The following is a 14,334-nucleotide window of genomic DNA, read 5'->3' as shown; positions in this document are numbered from 1 at the left end:
GCTATCAAATGATGCTAAAACTATCTTAGCGCCTATGGGCGTTCGCCGGGACGACGGCGGAGGATTGGGCGACGACGATGCGTCACGGCACGCGTGGCGCGGATGAGCGCACCTGTTAGCTCTTCTTCGACGACTTCTTCGTCGTCGTCTTCTTGGTCGTCTTCTTGGTCGTCTTCTTCGTACTCTTCTTGCTCGACGTCTTCGACGCTTTCCTGGCCGTCTTCTTCGCCGCGGACTTCGCGCTCTTCTTCGGCGGCACCTTCTTGCCCTCGCGGCGGGCCTCCGACAGGCCGATCGCGATCGCCTGCTTGCGGCTCGTGACCTTGCGGCCGGAGCCGCCGCTGCGCAGCGTGCCGGCCTTGCGCTTCTTCATCGCGCGTCCGACCTTGGCCGACGCGCCCTTCGAGAATTTGCGTGCTGTTCTCGCCATGAAGCTGATCTCCCTGTGACACCACAGAAATCACGAGGAGCAGCGAAGGTTCCGCTTCGACGACGCAGCCAACATGACAAAGCGCTAATCCGGCGCGCGCAGCCGATAGCCGATGCCGGTCTCGGTCAGCACGAATTGCGGGCGCTCGGGATCGGCCTCGATCTTCTGCCGGAGCTGGCGCACATAGACGCGCAGATATTGCGCGTCGGTCAGTTCGTCCCACAGCTCCTTGAGCAGGAAGCGATGGGTCAGCACCTTGCCGGCATGCTGCACCAGCACGCGGAGCAGATCATACTCCTTGGGCGACAGCTTGATCTCGCGCTCGCCGAGCTTGACGATGCGGCGGATGAGATCGACCGAGAGATCGCCGGTGCGAAAGACGGGACGCTCGCCCTGCGCCTGCAGCTGATGGCGCAGCGCCGCACGCAGCCGCGCCAGCAGCTCATCCATGCCGAACGGCTTGGTGATGTAGTCGTCGGCGCCGAGATCGAGCGCCTTGACCTTGCCGGCCTCGTCGCCGCGGCTCGACAGCACCACGATCGGAATGCTCTCGTTGCGCGCCCGGATGGTGCGCAACAGCTCGTGGCCGTCGATGTCCGGCAGGCCGAGATCGAGGATGACCAGCGCCGGGTTCTGGGCCAGCAGCTCGAGCCCGATCTTGCCGCTCGGCGCCTCCAGGATTTCATAGCCCTGCGTCGCCAGACCCATGCGGAGGAGCTTGCGGATCGGCGGCTCGTCGTCGATGGCCAGGACCTTGATGGGAGCGCCCGTCATGCGGCCGTGTCCAGTGCTTTGGCCTGCGCCGGCACCGGCAGGCGAATGGTGAGGATCGCGCCGCGCCGGTCGGTACGGTTGCCGGCGAAGATGCGGCCGTGCATGGCCTCGATGAAGCCGCGCGAGATCGCGAGCCCGAGCCCTGTGCCGGGGCGCACCTGGTCGCCCTTCTGCACGCGGTAGAACTTGTCGAACACATGCTCGACCTCGGCGGCCGGAATGCCATCGCCTTCGTCGCTGACGTCGAGCACGACCCAGCTGGCGTCACGCGCCGCGCGGATCGCGATCGACGTGTCGGCGGGGGCATATTTGGCGGCGTTGTCGAGCAGGTTGAACAGCACCTGCTCGAACAGCACGGCATCGACCTCGACCATCGGCAGATCGGAGGCGAGATCGAGCGACACGTGGTGGCCGGCGAGGATCTTGCTCGCGCGCCGCAACGCGCTGCCGACGATCTCGCCGACATCATGCAGCGCTGAATTCGGCACGATCGCGCCGGACTCGAGCTTGGTCATGTCGAGCAGATTGGCGATGAAACGATTGAGCCGCTCGGACTCGTCGATCACGGTGGCGAGCAGATCGAGCTTCTCCCGCTCCGACAGCCGCGTCGCGAGATCGCGCATGGTCGAGGCCGCGCCCAGCACCGAGGCGAGCGGCGTCTTGAGGTCGTGCGAGATCGAGGTCAGCAGCGCCGAGCGCAGCCGGTCCTGCTCCATCGTGCGCTTGACCTTGTCCATGTCCTCGACCAGCAGCACGCGCTCGATCGCGAGCGCGCCCTGGTCGACCAGCGCATCGAGCAGCCGGCGCTGGTCGGGCGTCAGCAGCGGCCCGGAGCGGTCGTCATCGATGCCGATGACGCCGATCAGCCCGCGGCCGGTGCGCATCGGCAGGAACAGACGCTTGGCGCCCGGCAGCGTATCCGAGCCACGGCCGGCGGCGCGATCATTGCTCCACGCCCAGCTTGCGGCCGCGAGATCGGCGTCGTCGAGCTGATCCTCCGGCGGGTAGCCGGCCATCACCGTGAGCTTGCCATCCTGCGGCAGCAGCAGCACGACGCGCACCTTCAGCATCAGGGCGGCCTGATAGGCCGTCGCCCACAGCACGTCGTCGAGCGTGGCCGTACCGGCGAGCTTGCGGCTGAACGCATAGAGCTGCTCGGTGGTGCGAATGCGCAAGGTCGCCGAATCAGCCTGCACGCGCACGCGAGCGGCGACATTGGAGACCAGGAGCGCGATCAGCATGAAGAAGAAGAACGCCGCCACGTTGGTCGGATCGGTGATCGTGAACGTATAGATCGGCGGCAGGAAGAAGAAGTTGTAGCAGAGCGAGGCCATGAGACTCGCCAGCAGGGATGGCCACAGGCCGTAGCGCGCGGCGACGCCGACCACCGCGGTGAGGAACACGAGATCGACGTTTTCGATGCCGAAGAACGGCTGGATCAATTCGGCAAGGCCGAGGCCGACCGCCGTGATCAGCAGCGCCATGACATATGGCTTTGGCTGCAGCGGCTCGCTGCGCGCACGCGTCTGCACCGACGGGCCGGCCGGCTCCGATGGCTCCTCACCGGCGATGACATGGATGCTGATATTGCCGGCGCGCCTGACGAGGTCGTGCACCACCGAGCCTCTGACGATCTCGAACAGGCGCGAGCGACTGGACTTGCCGATGATGATCTGGGTGACGTTGTTGCCTTGCGCGAAGCTGATGAGATCGTCGGCAATGCGCCGGCCAATCCCCGGTATCGTCAGCGCCTCGCCACCGAGGGTCTCGGCCAGCCGCAGCGTGTCGGCGAGCCGGTCGCGCTGCTTGTCCGAGAGCTGCAGATTGCGCCGGGTCTCGATCGTGACAGCGGTCCATGGCGCGTGGACGCGATCGGCCAGCCGCTTGGTGTAGCGCACGAGGCTCGCGGCGCGCGGATCCTCCGACACGCAGACGAGAATGCGCTCGCCGGCCGCCCAGGGTCCGGCGATGGCGTTGGCCTGCATGTGGGTGAGCAGCTGCTCGTCGACGCGCTCGGCGGTCCGGCGCAGCGCCAGCTCGCGCAGCGCGGTCAGGTTGCCCGGCGAGAAATAATGCTCCAGTGCGCGCTCGGCCTGCTTGGGCACATAGACCTTGCCCTCCTTCAGCCGCTGGATCAAATCGTCGGGCGTGAGGTCGATCAGCTCGATGGCGTCGGCACGGTCGAGGATCGAATCCGGCACGGTCTCGCGGACGCGGACATGGGTGATCTGCGCGACGACGTCGTTGAGGCTCTCGATGTGCTGGACGTTGACCGCCGTGTAGACGTCGATGCCGTGCGACAGCAGCTCCTCGACGTCGAGATAGCGCTTGGGGTGACGGCTGCCGGCGACGTTGGTATGCGCGAGCTCGTCGACGATCGCGAGCTTCGGCCGCCGCGCGATCACGGCGTCGAGGTCCATCTCCTCCAGGACCTGGTCCTTGTAGGCGATGCGCTTGCGCGGGATCACTTCGAGGCCGCGCACCAGCGCCTCGGTCTCGGCGCGGCCATGGGTCTCGACGAAGCCGATGACGACGTCGATTCCGGCTTTCATCCTGGCATGCGCGCTCGACAGCATCTCATAGGTCTTGCCGACGCCGGGGGCGGCGCCGACGAAGATCTTGAGCTTGCCGGCAGGGCTGTCCTCCCGCCGGGCTGCTTCGAGCAGGGCCTCCGGCGAGGGACGTTGGTCAGGATCGCGGCGTTGACTGGCCATGCGGCATTATAGACGGAGGTCTCTCGGCGCCAAGAGCGGGGCGAAGGGCGACCTCACTTGGCAGTTACTTGGTGGCCGTTGCGGCATCAAGCGCCAGATTGAGCGCCAGCACGTTAACACGGGGTTCGCCGAGCAGGCCGATCAGGCGCCCATCGGTGGCCTTGGCGACCAGGGCCCGCACCCGATCCTCCGGCAGGCTGCGCGCCTTGGCGACCCGCGGGACCTGGAACAGCGCCGCCTCCGGCGAGATGTCCGGATCAAGCCCGCTGGCCGAGGTCGTCACCAGATCGACCGGGACGGCCTGCGCGGGGTTTTCCGCCTTGAGCTTGTCGACATCCTCCTTGACGCGGTCCGCCAGCGCCTTGCTGGTCGGCCCGAGGTTGGAGCCCGAGGAGTTGGCGGCGTTGTAGGGCGCCGGAACGGTCTTGGTCGAGTCGTTGGGGTCAGCGGCCGTCGTCGCCGAGGGGCGGCCGTGGAAATATTTGTCGTCCTTGAACTCCTGGCCGATCAGCGCCGAGCCGATCACCTGGCCGTTGCGCGTGATCAGGCTGCCTTCGGCCTGCGCGGGAAAGACGGCGCCGGCGACAACGGTCATGGCGAGCGGATACAGCAGCCCGGTGATCAAGGTCAGCGCGAGCAGGACGAAGATGGCGGGGCGGATTTCTTTGAGCATGATGAGCTCTCCTATTTATCTTCGGTCATTGTGAGGAGCGAAGCGACGAAGCAATCCAGGGCGGCGTATGGGACTCTGGATTGCGTCGCTTCGCTCGCAATGACGGCGGTTGATGGTCAGGCGAGGTGCAAGGCGGTCACGATCAGGTCGATCGCCTTGATGCCGATGAAGGGGATGATGATGCCACCCAAGCCGTAGACCAGCAGGTTGCGGCCGAGCAGTGCGCCGGCGCCGATGGCGCGGTAGGCGACACCTTTCAGCGCGAGCGGGATCAGCGCGATGATGATCAGCGCGTTGAAGATGATCGCCGACAGGATCGCACTCTGCGGGCTCGACAGGTTCATGACGTTGAGCACGTTGAGCTGCGGGTAGAACGCCAGGAACATCGCCGGGATGATGGCGAAATATTTGGCGACGTCGTTGGCGATCGAGAACGTCGTCAGCGCACCGCGCGTCATCAGGAGCTGCTTGCCGATCTCGACCACCTCGATCAGCTTGGTCGGGTTGGAGTCGAGATCGACCATGTTGCCGGCCTCGCGCGCGGCCTGCGTGCCGGTGTTCATGGCGACGCCGACATCGGCCTGCGCCAGCGCCGGCGCGTCGTTGGTGCCGTCGCCGCACATCGCCACCAGCTTGCCCTTGGCCTGCTCGTCACGGATCAGCCTGAGCTTGTCCTCGGGCGTCGCCTGCGCCAGGAAGTCGTCGACGCCGGCTTCCGCCGCAATCGCCGCCGCCGTCATCGGGTTGTCGCCGGTGATCATGACGGTGCGGATGCCCATGCGGCGCAGCTCGGCGAAGCGCTCGCGGATGCCGCCCTTGACGATGTCCTTGAGCTGGATGACGCCGAGCAGCCGACCGTCCTTGGCCACGGCCAGCGGCGTGCCGCCGGCCTTGGCGATGTCGTCGGAGATCGTCCTGATCTCGCGGGCGAGCTCGCTTTCCATGGGCTGGATCGCGCGCACGGTGTTGCCGGACGCGACCTGCGTCGTGCCGCCGCTGATGTAGCTGAGGATCGCATCGACCGCGCCCTTGCGCACCGACACGCCGCCGGCATCGACGCCGCTCATGCGGGTCTGCGCCGTGAACGGCACGAAGGTGGCGCCGAGCTCGGCCATGTCGCGGCCGCGGATGCCATACTTCTCCTTGGCCAGCACCACGATGGAACGGCCCTCAGGCGTCTCGTCGGCGAGCGAGGCGAGCTGCGCCGCGTCCGCCAGCTCCTGCTCGCTGACGCCGCGCACGGGACGGAACGACGTCGCCTGGCGGTTGCCGAGCGTGATGGTGCCGGTCTTGTCGAGCAGCAGGGTATCGACGTCGCCGGCGGCTTCCACCGCACGGCCGGACATTGCCAGCACGTTGAAGCGCACCAGGCGGTCCATGCCGGCGATGCCGATCGCCGACAAGAGCGCGCCGATCGTGGTCGGGATCAAGGTCACGAACAGCGCTACCAGCACCACGACCGAGATCGAGCCGCCGGCATAGGCCGCGTAGCTCGGGATCGTCACCGTCGCGAACACGAAGATGATGGTGAGGCCGGCGAGCAGGATGTTCAGCGCGATCTCGTTCGGCGTCTTCTGCCGCTCAGCGCCCTCGACCAGCTTGATCATGCGGTCGATGAAGGTCGAGCCTTGGGCGGCGGTGATGCGCACGCGGATCCAGTCCGACAACACCTGCGTGCCGCCGGTCACCGCCGAACGGTCGCCGCCGGATTCGCGGATCACCGGCGCGGACTCGCCGGTGATGGCGGCCTCGTTGACCGAGGCGACGCCCTCGATCACCTCGCCGTCGGACGGGATGGTGTCGCCCGCCTCGACAAGCACGATGTCGCCGACCTTCAGGCTCGTGCCCGACACCAGCCGGAACGCGCGGTCCGCCGGGCTCGAGCCCGTCAGCAGCTTGGCCTGGCTCTCGGTGCGGGTCTTGCGCAGCGAATCCGCCTGCGCCTTGCCCCGGCCTTCGGCGACGGCCTCGGCGAAGTTCGCGAACAGCACGGTGAACCACAGCCAGAGAATGATCTGGAAGGTGAAGCCGAGGTTCGCTCCGCCTGTCACGACGTCGCGCAGGAAGATCACCGTGGTGAGCGCGGCGACGATTTCGACCACGAACATCACGGGATTCTTGATCATCAGCCGCGGGTCGAGCTTGACGAACGCGGCCTTGATGGCGGGCAGCACGATCTTCGCGTCGAGCATCGTCGACATCGAGGTGCGCTTCTGCAGTTTCATGGTTTCCATGGAGATTGCTCCGGATCAGAACACGGTGCCGGCGGTCATCGCGAGATGCTCGACGATCGGACCGAGGGCGAGAGCGGGGAAGAAGGTGAGGCCGCCGATGATCAGGATCACGCCGACGACGAGGCCGACGAACAGGCCGCCGGTGGTCGGCAAGGTGCCGGCGGACGGCGGGATCGATTTCTTCTCGGCGAGCGAGCCGGCGATCGCCATCGCCGGAATGATCATGAAGAAGCGACCGACGAACATCGAGCTTGCCAGCGTCAGGTTGTAGAAGAAGGTGTTGCCGGTGAGGCCGCCGAAGGCGGAGCCGTTGTTGGCGGTCGCCGACGTGTAGGCATAGAGCACCTCGGTGAAGCCGTGCGGGCCGGCATTGGCCATCGACGCCACCGCCTGCGGCAGCACCACGGCGACCGCGGTCCAGCCGAGATACATCAGCGGCAGCACCAGGATCGCCAGCATCGCCATCTTGACCTCACGGGCCTCGATCTTCTTGCCGACATATTCCGGCGTGCGCCCGACCATCAGGCCGGCGACGAAGATCGCGAGCACGACGAACAGCAGCATGCCGTAGAGGCCGGCACCGACGCCGCCGACGATGATCTCGCCGAGCTGCATGTTGATCAGCGGGATCATGCCGCCGAGCGCGGTGAAGCTGTCATGCATGGCGTTGACGGCACCGCAGGAGGCGGCCGTGGTGATCACCGCGAACAGCGAGGACGCGACGATGCCGAAGCGGACCTCCTTGCCCTCCATGTTGCCGCCGGTCAGGCCGAGCGCGTTCAGCACGTTGCTGCCGCTGGCCTCCGCCCAATAGGTGACGGCGACGCCGGCGATGAACAGCACGCCCATCACGGCGAGGATCGCCCAGCCCTGGCGCTGGTTGCCGACCATCCGGCCGAACACGTTGGTGAGGGCTGCGCCGAGCGCGAAGATCGAGATCATCTGGATGAAGTTCGACAGCGCCGTCGGGTTCTCGAACGGATGCGCGGCATTGGCGTTGAAGAAGCCGCCGCCATTGGTGCCGAGCATCTTGATCGCGACCTGCGAGGCGACCGGGCCGACCGCAATCGTCTGCTTGGCACCCTCGAGCGTCGTCGCCTCGACATAGGGCCCGAGCGTCTGCGGGATGCCCTGCCAGACCAGGACCAGCGTGTAGACGATGCAGAGCGGCAGCAGCACATAGAGCGTGCAACGGGTCACATCGACCCAGAAATTGCCGACCGTGCGCGCCGAGGCGCGTGAGAAGCCGCGGATCAGCGCAATCGCGAGCGCGATGCCGGTCGCTGCCGACAGGAAGTTCTGGTGCGTCAGGCCGAGCATCTGCACCAGATAGGAGACCGTGCTCTCACCACCGTAGTTCTGCCAGTTGGTGTTGGTCAGGAAGCTGATCGCGGTGTTGAACGACAGGTCCTCCGCGACCGCCGACTGGCCGGCGGGATTGAACGGGAGCACGCCCTGCAGCCGCATCACGCCGTAGATGATCAGGAAGCCGCCGACATGGAACAGCAGCATGGCGACCGTATAGGTCAGCCAGTGCTGCTCGCGGCGCTCGTCGACACCGCCGATCCAGTAGATCGCGGATTCGACCGGCCGCAGCACCGGCGAGAGGAAGGTGCGCTCGCCACTGAAGACGCGCGTCATGTACCAGCCGAGCGGCTTGGCAAGCGCGACGATGACGGCGCAGTAGAGCAGGATCTGGATCCAGCCGATGACAGTCATGGGATGTGTCCTTGAGGATACGACGGCCGGCGGTCAGAACCGCTCGGGCCGCAGCAACGCATAGGTGAGATAGATCAGAAGGCCGAGCGAGACGGCGCCGGCGAGCGAATAGTCGAAGATCATGGCCCGTCTCCTACAGCCGCTCGCAAGCGTAGGTGTAGCCGATCGCCAAGGCGAAGAGGCCGGCGCCCAGCGCCAGCATTAGGATGTCAAGCATGGTGTGCTCCTCATGGGCGCCGGACCGGCGCCGCGGGTGGAGCGGCCGGCAGTGCGCACGGCGCCGCCGCAGTCCGTTCCACCGGTCCAGATGGCATCGGACCCCATAGGCTTTCGAGACAGCGGAGCCGGCAAAGTTATAGGAATCTCATAAACGGCCAGATCGCGTTCCGCGACAGAACGCCACGATCGCGGCCGCGATCGCATAGGAAGCCGGCCCGGCAGCGCCGCAGCCTTTATGCGCCGTTTATTTCTCTTCTCCCCCGCCCCTCTCGCATTCCTACGGCTCCTCCGGCCAGATTTGCCGCGCGGCCCCGTTCGGCCGCCGCTCACCGATCACGGAACAACACCATGCCGGTCATGACCCCACAGGATTTCGCCCAGCCGCAGCACCTGGCGCAGGAAGCGGCCACGCTGCTGGCCGACCTTCTCGGCGAGGACGATGGCGTCTCGCCGTTGTCGGCGCGCGGGCGGCGACGGCTGCGGATCGACCAGCTGCTGCAGGCCGAAGCCCGCGTCGATGCCGCGCTCGAGCTGATTGCCTTGCGGCTGCCGCGCTGGTCGCTGCGCCGCCTCGCCTATGATGACGGTGAATGGCATTGCGCGCTGTCGCAGCGGCGCGACATGCCCGACTGGCTCGACCATTGCGCCGAGGCCAGGCACACCGATCTTTCACTCGCCATTCTCCACGCTGCGGTCGAGGCGCGGCGTCTCGAGCCGCCGCTGGCGCCCGTCTCGGGACAACGCTCTGCCGACCCGGCGCTTGCGACGCTGCTCTGCTGCGACAACTTCTGAGACCGCAAGAGCGCGACGATGATCCTCTCCGCTGACAAGGCGGTGGAGCTGTCCCCGGCCAGGGTGCTGCTTCGCTTCGGCCTGCGAATGGCGATCCTCGTCCTGTTCGCGACCTTCGGCACGATCGGCTTCGGACGCAGTCTTGCAGCGCTGTTGTGGATGACCGTGATTCTCTGTGCCGTCCTCGCCACGATGCGCCGCGAGCGCGTCTTCGCCCCAGGCCTCAATCATTGGGACGAGATGGCCGGTTACCTCTCCCTCTATTGCGCCGTCATGGCGTTCAACCAGCTCTGCGGATCCTGAGCCCGGCCTGCCTACGCGGCGCCTACATCGTCGACCGCTCCGCCGCCTGGATTTCCTATCCGCACACCGCGATATCCGATCAACGACCGCAACGTCATCTCGCATCGATGCGGCGTGAAACAGAAAGGACCACGTCCATGAAGCTCGTCGAACCTCCCTCGTGCGACAGATCCGCAGCCGCCCTGGTGCTCATCGGCCGCAATAGCCGCGGCCAGTGGGTGGCCCAGGAGCAGAATGGACTCTATGGCGGCCTGTTCGTCAGCCGCGCCGAGGCGATGAAATATGCGCTGTTCGAGAACGGTCATCATCCGGAGACGATCGTCGAGCTGTCACGAACGATCGAGCTCGACGCCAACGGACGTTTCGCGCCCGTCGGCCTGCTGCTCGGGAACGGCAAGCGGCCGGTCGCATGAGCGAGGCCGCGACCACGCGGCGGGGGTCCGCGGCACGCTGGCTCGCCGGCATCATCGCCGACATTCCGACGCCGTTCGATGCGACCGGCGCGCTCGACCTGGCCGCGCTCACCAGACTGTGCGAGCGGCAGATCGAGGCCGGGGCCAGCGCCATCCTCGTATGCGAGACGGCTGGCGAAGCCTCGACGCTGACGGCGGCCGAGCGCGAGGCCGTCATTCGCACGGCGGTGGAAGTGGCGCGCGGCCGGGTTCACGTCATTGCCGGCGCGGGATCCAACTCGACGTTACAGGCGGTGCAGAACACCAGGCAGGCGGCCGTCGCCGGCGCCGACGCGGTCATGTCGGTGGTCCCCTACTACAACCGGCCGACGGCAGAGGGCATCTACGTGCATTTCCGAGCGGTCGCGGACGCGACCGCTCTGCCGGTCATCCTGCATGACTGTCCATCACGGACGGGGCGCGCGCTGCCTGACGACACGCTGATCCGCCTGGCGCGATGGGCGCAGTTCGTCGGCCTGCGCGACACCACCGGCGATGTCGCACGCGCCGTTCATCTGCGCTCCCTGGCACCGCCCGGCTTCCGCCTGCTGTCGGGCGACGACATCGCGGTGGTGCCGTTCATGGCCGCCGGCGGTGATGGCTGCTTCTCGCTGATGGCCAACGTCGCCCCACAGCTCTGCAACGCGCTCTTCACCACCTGCCAGCGCGCACGCTGGCACGCCGCGCGACGGCTGCATCGGCGATTGCTGCCGCTGATCGAGACGTTCAATCGCGACGCGCCGGTGGCATTGAAATACGCCCTCAGCCTGGAGGGCCTCGCGGCGGCCCATGTCCGTCTGCCTCTGACCGAGCTGGACACGCCTGCGAAGGCCATGCTGGCCCAGGCCATGGCGCAATTGAACGCGTCATCTGCCGGCCCAGAACCGAAGCCAACAGCCCAGCTCTGAGGCTGGCCGCAGGGCTTTGATCGGCAACGACAGCCTCAGAAGTCCCACTTGTCCCCGAGGATCAACGGCGCCTGCGGCCGGCGCGAGGCGTCGGGCGCGATGGCGGCTGCAGAGCTCTGCCGCAGAAGCAGCTCGTTGCGCAGGCGCCGGAGCTTGGCAGCGGCAATCGCCGCATGAACGGTGCTGATGGCCTTGTGGAGCGTCTTGATCAGGCGCGAAGGCCGGATGGCCCTGGTGACGAAAGCGCCGCAGGCGTCACGAGGCAGTTCGATCGAGCTCATGCCCATTCTCCGCATGGGCCGGCGCGAGATCCGGCCGGCTGCCTCGAAGATGGCGCGGCTCGTCGTAGGAATGCGAGACGGACGGTGCGCGCCTCGCATAGGAAAGGCATAGGCACAAAAAAAACGGGGCGGCCAACCAGGCCGCCCCGCTTGCAACGATCGCGATTGATCAGAAGATCTTGACCGCGCTTTCCAGCGTCTTCCAGACACCCCAGGCCAGCGGCACGCCGACGAAGGCCCAGAACAGTGCCGAGCTCAGGTCGAGGCCGCCCTTGCCGATGCCGAACGAGCCATGCTGGACCGCCGACTCGCTCTTGGCGAGCTCCGACTGGTAGCGCGCCACTTCATCCGGGCTCATGTTCCACTTGTGATCGACGGGCTTGATCAGGAGGTTGCAGATCAGGCCGGCCAGCAGCATGGCGCAGAGGATGTACATCGTCGTGTTGTACAGCTGGTCGCGCGGCACGCCGGCGGCGAGCTGGAACTCGCGGATGTAGTTGACCACGACCGGGCCGATGATGCCCGCCGTCGCCCACGCCGTCAGCAGCCGCCCGTGGATAGCGCCCACGAACTGGGTGCCGAACAGGTCGGCGAGATAGGCCGGCACCGTGGCGAAGCCGCCGCCATACATCGACAGGATGATCGCGAAGGCACCCACGAACAGCAGCTTGGAGCCCATTGCTGCGAAGGTCGGCGCCAGCGCGTAGAGCACGATGCCGATCAGGAAGAAGCAGTAATAGGTGGCCTTGCGGCCGATGTGATCCGACAGCGACGCCCAGAAGAACCGGCCGCCGATGTTGAACAGCGACAGCAGGCCGGCAAAGCCGGCTGCAATGCCAGCGATCGCCGCCTTCTGGCCGGCGTCGAGCTGGTTGAAGCTGACATCGGGGAGACCGATCAGCTTGCCGGCGAAGATCTCCTGCAGCATCGGCGAGGCCATGCCGATCACGCCGATGCCTGCCGACACGTTCAAGCACAGCACCCACCAGACCAGCCAGAACTGCGGAGTCTTGTGTGCATTGTCGAGATGTACGTGGTGCTCCGAGATCATCGCCTTCTTCACCGCCGGCGGCGTCCAGCCCTCGGGCTGCCAGCCGACCGGGGCCACCCGATAGGCAAAGGCGCCGATCATCATGAAGACGAAATAGATCACGCCCATCGTGACGAAGGTCTCCCACACGCCGACCGAGGTCGGCGTCTTGAAGTAGTTCATCAGCAGGTTGGCGAGCGGAGCACCGATCATCGCGCCGCCGCCGAAGCCCATGATGGCCATGCCGGTCGCCATGCCGCGGCGATCGGGGAACCACTTCACCAGGGTGGAGACCGGCGAGATATAGCCGAGACCGAGACCGATGCCGCCGATCACGCCGGCGCCGAGCCACATCATCCAGAGCTGGTGGACATAGATGCCGAGCGCCGCGAACAGGAGACCGCCGCCCCAGCAGCACGCCGCCACGGCGCCGGCCTTGCGCGGGCCTGCCCGCTCGAGCCAGCCGCCCCAGACGGCGGCGGAGCCGCCGAGCAGCACGAAGAACAGCGTGTACATCCAGCCAAGGCTCGCGACCTTCCAGTCGCAGCTGGTCGTGAACAGCTCCTGCACCAGCGTCATGTCGGTGCAGACGGTGCTCTGGGTCACGCCGATCGCGCGCGACAGAGGCAGCCAGAACACCGAGAACCCGTAGGCCATGCCGATGCACAGATGGATGCACAGTGCAGCCGGCGGAACCAGCCAACGGTTGAACCCCGCTTTAGCGACCGTGTGCTCACGATCGAAGATGCCCGCTTGCGCGTTCGGGAGCGAGCCCGCGCTCTCAATGGTAGCCATGCATTCCTCCCCTACGGACTCCCGTCCAACGCAACGACGTCATGTTCTGTCCCCTTGATCAGAATCAATACGCTTACTCACCCTGTCCGCCATCGACCTGCCAGACAATTTCGCGATGCACAAACATCGAGGCTCGTCCGACGCGCATGACACCCCCCACCGAGGTCTCAGCCGTCGTGTCATCCTCGCGTCATTCTCGCGCCGCGGTTCCACCTGGCCCGATCCCCAGCGGGCATGACTCGCCTCCCGCAACCTCCGCGGAGAGCGCCTCAATTGGTGCAGAACCGAGGCAAATTGTCGATAGTAAAATGGTAATAATTGGTCAAACTTGGTGGATTGACCGCAATGCAGCGTAGGTGTGTTGCTAACAAACACAGAAGTTCGCGTGCAACCGACGCCATCGCCACTCACGGCTGTAGTCATCAGGCGCACCATTACTTCCCGACGGCTCATCACCGTCACGAATGGAATCAACTAATCAGATGCCCCGTTGATCACCTCGGACATGCGACGCAGCCGAGGATCCACTGCTCTCGAAATTGTGAAGACAGCAACAACCTCCCCTTGCCTCTTCCCAACGGCGCAAGCCTGGACAGAGAACGCGGCATTGTTATGAGCGGGCTCTGGCGCGGATGCGACGATAGGAAGCGATTCGGCCACTTGACACCTGCGCGCAGCAAGGCGGACGCACGAACTACTTAGTTCCAGCAACCTGCAGCATGTGGTCCGCTTCGTCTTGCACGCGGCTCATTCGGCCTGCCCCGTCATCTTCTCGATCAGAAACAGAATGCCGCTCTCGCCGCGATCGAGGATCTCGACCCGATCGCCGGTCTCGCGAATCAGGTTGGGGATGTCGATCACCGCCAACGGATCGGTGCAGCACACTTCGAGGCGCTGGCCCGGCTTGAGCGACTGCAGCGCCTTGCGGGTCTTCAGCGCCGGCAGCGGGCATTTCAATCCCGCCAGATCCAGCCTCTTGATGGTCATGCGCGGACCATGGCGAAGCGGCC

At 66.1% G+C, this 14,334-nt stretch carries 14 protein-coding genes; 4 read left to right on the top strand and 10 right to left on the bottom strand.

The window, feature by feature from the left end; genetic code table 11:
- Positions 1-115: 115 nt before the first annotated feature.
- The 7 genes from QQL87_RS23710 to QQL87_RS23680 all read right to left on the bottom strand — a co-directional run bounded on the left by QQL87_RS23710 (position 116) and on the right by QQL87_RS23680 (position 8,667).
- The gene (locus tag QQL87_RS23710; protein WP_284420991.1) at positions 116-430 is read right to left on the bottom strand and encodes a DUF6496 domain-containing protein; all 315 of its coding nucleotides are present in this window, start codon (positions 428-430) and stop codon (positions 116-118) included.
- A gap of 84 nt (positions 431-514) precedes the next feature.
- Complete coding sequence (locus QQL87_RS23705) at positions 515-1,204, bottom strand: response regulator (protein WP_284420992.1); 690 nt, start codon at positions 1,202-1,204, stop codon at positions 515-517.
- Complete coding sequence (locus tag QQL87_RS23700; RefSeq protein ID WP_284420993.1) at positions 1,201-3,918, bottom strand: DUF4118 domain-containing protein; 2,718 nt, start codon at positions 3,916-3,918, stop codon at positions 1,201-1,203. The genes QQL87_RS23705 and QQL87_RS23700 overlap by 4 nt, the downstream gene beginning before the upstream one ends.
- 64 nt (positions 3,919-3,982) lie before the next feature.
- On the bottom strand, positions 3,983-4,591 hold the full coding sequence (locus tag QQL87_RS23695; RefSeq protein WP_284420995.1) for a K(+)-transporting ATPase subunit C: 609 nt from the start codon (positions 4,589-4,591) through the stop codon (positions 3,983-3,985).
- Positions 4,592-4,707: 116 nt separating this feature from the next.
- Positions 4,708-6,825 (bottom strand): potassium-transporting ATPase subunit KdpB, encoded by a 2,118-nt coding sequence (gene kdpB, locus QQL87_RS23690; protein ID WP_284420997.1) that lies wholly within the window; start codon positions 6,823-6,825, stop codon positions 4,708-4,710.
- Between the two features lie 15 nt (positions 6,826-6,840).
- The gene (gene kdpA / locus QQL87_RS23685; RefSeq protein WP_284420999.1) at positions 6,841-8,544 is read right to left on the bottom strand and encodes a potassium-transporting ATPase subunit KdpA; all 1,704 of its coding nucleotides are present in this window, start codon (positions 8,542-8,544) and stop codon (positions 6,841-6,843) included.
- A 33-nt stretch (positions 8,545-8,577) separates the two neighbouring features.
- Positions 8,578-8,667 carry a K(+)-transporting ATPase subunit F gene (locus tag QQL87_RS23680; RefSeq protein WP_042340291.1) on the bottom strand — a complete coding sequence of 30 codons (90 nt, stop codon included), beginning with the start codon at positions 8,665-8,667 and terminating at the stop codon, positions 8,578-8,580.
- Positions 8,668-9,111: 444 nt separating this feature from the next.
- Here QQL87_RS23680 and QQL87_RS23675 point away from each other — a divergent pair, with 444 nt between their 5' ends.
- From QQL87_RS23675 to dapA, 4 genes are all read left to right on the top strand, one after another.
- Positions 9,112-9,555: a hypothetical protein gene (locus QQL87_RS23675; protein ID WP_284421001.1), complete on the top strand. Its 444-nt coding sequence runs from the start codon at positions 9,112-9,114 to the stop codon at positions 9,553-9,555.
- An 18-nt stretch (positions 9,556-9,573) separates the two neighbouring features.
- The gene (locus tag QQL87_RS23670; RefSeq protein ID WP_284421002.1) at positions 9,574-9,858 is read left to right on the top strand and encodes a hypothetical protein; all 285 of its coding nucleotides are present in this window, start codon (positions 9,574-9,576) and stop codon (positions 9,856-9,858) included.
- A 137-nt stretch (positions 9,859-9,995) separates the two neighbouring features.
- Positions 9,996-10,271 carry a hypothetical protein gene (locus QQL87_RS23665; RefSeq protein ID WP_284421003.1) on the top strand — a complete coding sequence of 92 codons (276 nt, stop codon included), beginning with the start codon at positions 9,996-9,998 and terminating at the stop codon, positions 10,269-10,271.
- A complete protein-coding gene (gene dapA, locus QQL87_RS23660; RefSeq protein WP_284421004.1) occupies positions 10,268-11,218 on the top strand; it encodes a 4-hydroxy-tetrahydrodipicolinate synthase in 951 nt (316 codons plus the stop codon). Before QQL87_RS23665 ends, dapA begins: the two co-directional genes overlap by 4 nt.
- 35 nt (positions 11,219-11,253) lie before the next feature.
- Here the strand turns inward: dapA and QQL87_RS23655 are convergent, their stop codons facing one another.
- From QQL87_RS23655 to QQL87_RS23645, 3 genes are all read right to left on the bottom strand, one after another.
- Positions 11,254-11,499, bottom strand: coding sequence for a hypothetical protein (locus tag QQL87_RS23655; protein WP_284421006.1), 246 nt, complete (start codon positions 11,497-11,499; stop codon positions 11,254-11,256).
- A gap of 169 nt (positions 11,500-11,668) precedes the next feature.
- Positions 11,669-13,324, bottom strand: a complete 1,656-nt coding sequence (locus tag QQL87_RS23650; RefSeq protein ID WP_284421007.1) for an OFA family MFS transporter — start codon at positions 13,322-13,324, stop codon at positions 11,669-11,671.
- 747 nt (positions 13,325-14,071) lie between these two features.
- The gene (locus tag QQL87_RS23645; RefSeq protein WP_284421009.1) at positions 14,072-14,311 is read right to left on the bottom strand and encodes a sulfurtransferase TusA family protein; all 240 of its coding nucleotides are present in this window, start codon (positions 14,309-14,311) and stop codon (positions 14,072-14,074) included.
- Positions 14,312-14,334 lie beyond the last annotated feature (23 nt).

Source organism: Bradyrhizobium sp. SSBR45G (assembly GCF_030159255.1).
Taxonomy (GTDB): domain Bacteria; phylum Pseudomonadota; class Alphaproteobacteria; order Rhizobiales; family Xanthobacteraceae; genus Bradyrhizobium.
This window is presented reverse-complemented; position numbering and strand designations above follow the sequence as displayed.

What these genes read in the sequence shown, in the direction of transcription:
- QQL87_RS23650 (WP_284421007.1), bottom strand. Translation starts at nt 13,324, where the DNA reads ATGGCTACCATTGAGAGCGCGGGCTCGCTCCCGAACGCGCAAGCGGGC.
- QQL87_RS23695 (WP_284420995.1), bottom strand. Translation starts at nt 4,591, where the DNA reads ATGCTCAAAGAAATCCGCCCCGCCATCTTCGTCCTGCTCGCGCTGACC.
- QQL87_RS23710 (WP_284420991.1), bottom strand. Translation starts at nt 430, where the DNA reads ATGGCGAGAACAGCACGCAAATTCTCGAAGGGCGCGTCGGCCAAGGTC.
- QQL87_RS23645 (WP_284421009.1), bottom strand. Translation starts at nt 14,311, where the DNA reads ATGACCATCAAGAGGCTGGATCTGGCGGGATTGAAATGCCCGCTGCCG.
- dapA (WP_284421004.1), top strand. Translation starts at nt 10,268, where the DNA reads ATGAGCGAGGCCGCGACCACGCGGCGGGGGTCCGCGGCACGCTGGCTC.
- QQL87_RS23680 (WP_042340291.1), bottom strand. Translation starts at nt 8,667, where the DNA reads ATGATCTTCGACTATTCGCTCGCCGGCGCCGTCTCGCTCGGCCTTCTG.
- QQL87_RS23675 (WP_284421001.1), top strand. Translation starts at nt 9,112, where the DNA reads ATGCCGGTCATGACCCCACAGGATTTCGCCCAGCCGCAGCACCTGGCG.
- QQL87_RS23700 (WP_284420993.1), bottom strand. Translation starts at nt 3,918, where the DNA reads ATGGCCAGTCAACGCCGCGATCCTGACCAACGTCCCTCGCCGGAGGCC.
- kdpB (WP_284420997.1), bottom strand. Translation starts at nt 6,825, where the DNA reads ATGGAAACCATGAAACTGCAGAAGCGCACCTCGATGTCGACGATGCTC.
- QQL87_RS23705 (WP_284420992.1), bottom strand. Translation starts at nt 1,204, where the DNA reads ATGACGGGCGCTCCCATCAAGGTCCTGGCCATCGACGACGAGCCGCCG.
- QQL87_RS23670 (WP_284421002.1), top strand. Translation starts at nt 9,574, where the DNA reads ATGATCCTCTCCGCTGACAAGGCGGTGGAGCTGTCCCCGGCCAGGGTG.
- kdpA (WP_284420999.1), bottom strand. Translation starts at nt 8,544, where the DNA reads ATGACTGTCATCGGCTGGATCCAGATCCTGCTCTACTGCGCCGTCATC.
- QQL87_RS23665 (WP_284421003.1), top strand. Translation starts at nt 9,996, where the DNA reads ATGAAGCTCGTCGAACCTCCCTCGTGCGACAGATCCGCAGCCGCCCTG.
- QQL87_RS23655 (WP_284421006.1), bottom strand. Translation starts at nt 11,499, where the DNA reads ATGAGCTCGATCGAACTGCCTCGTGACGCCTGCGGCGCTTTCGTCACC.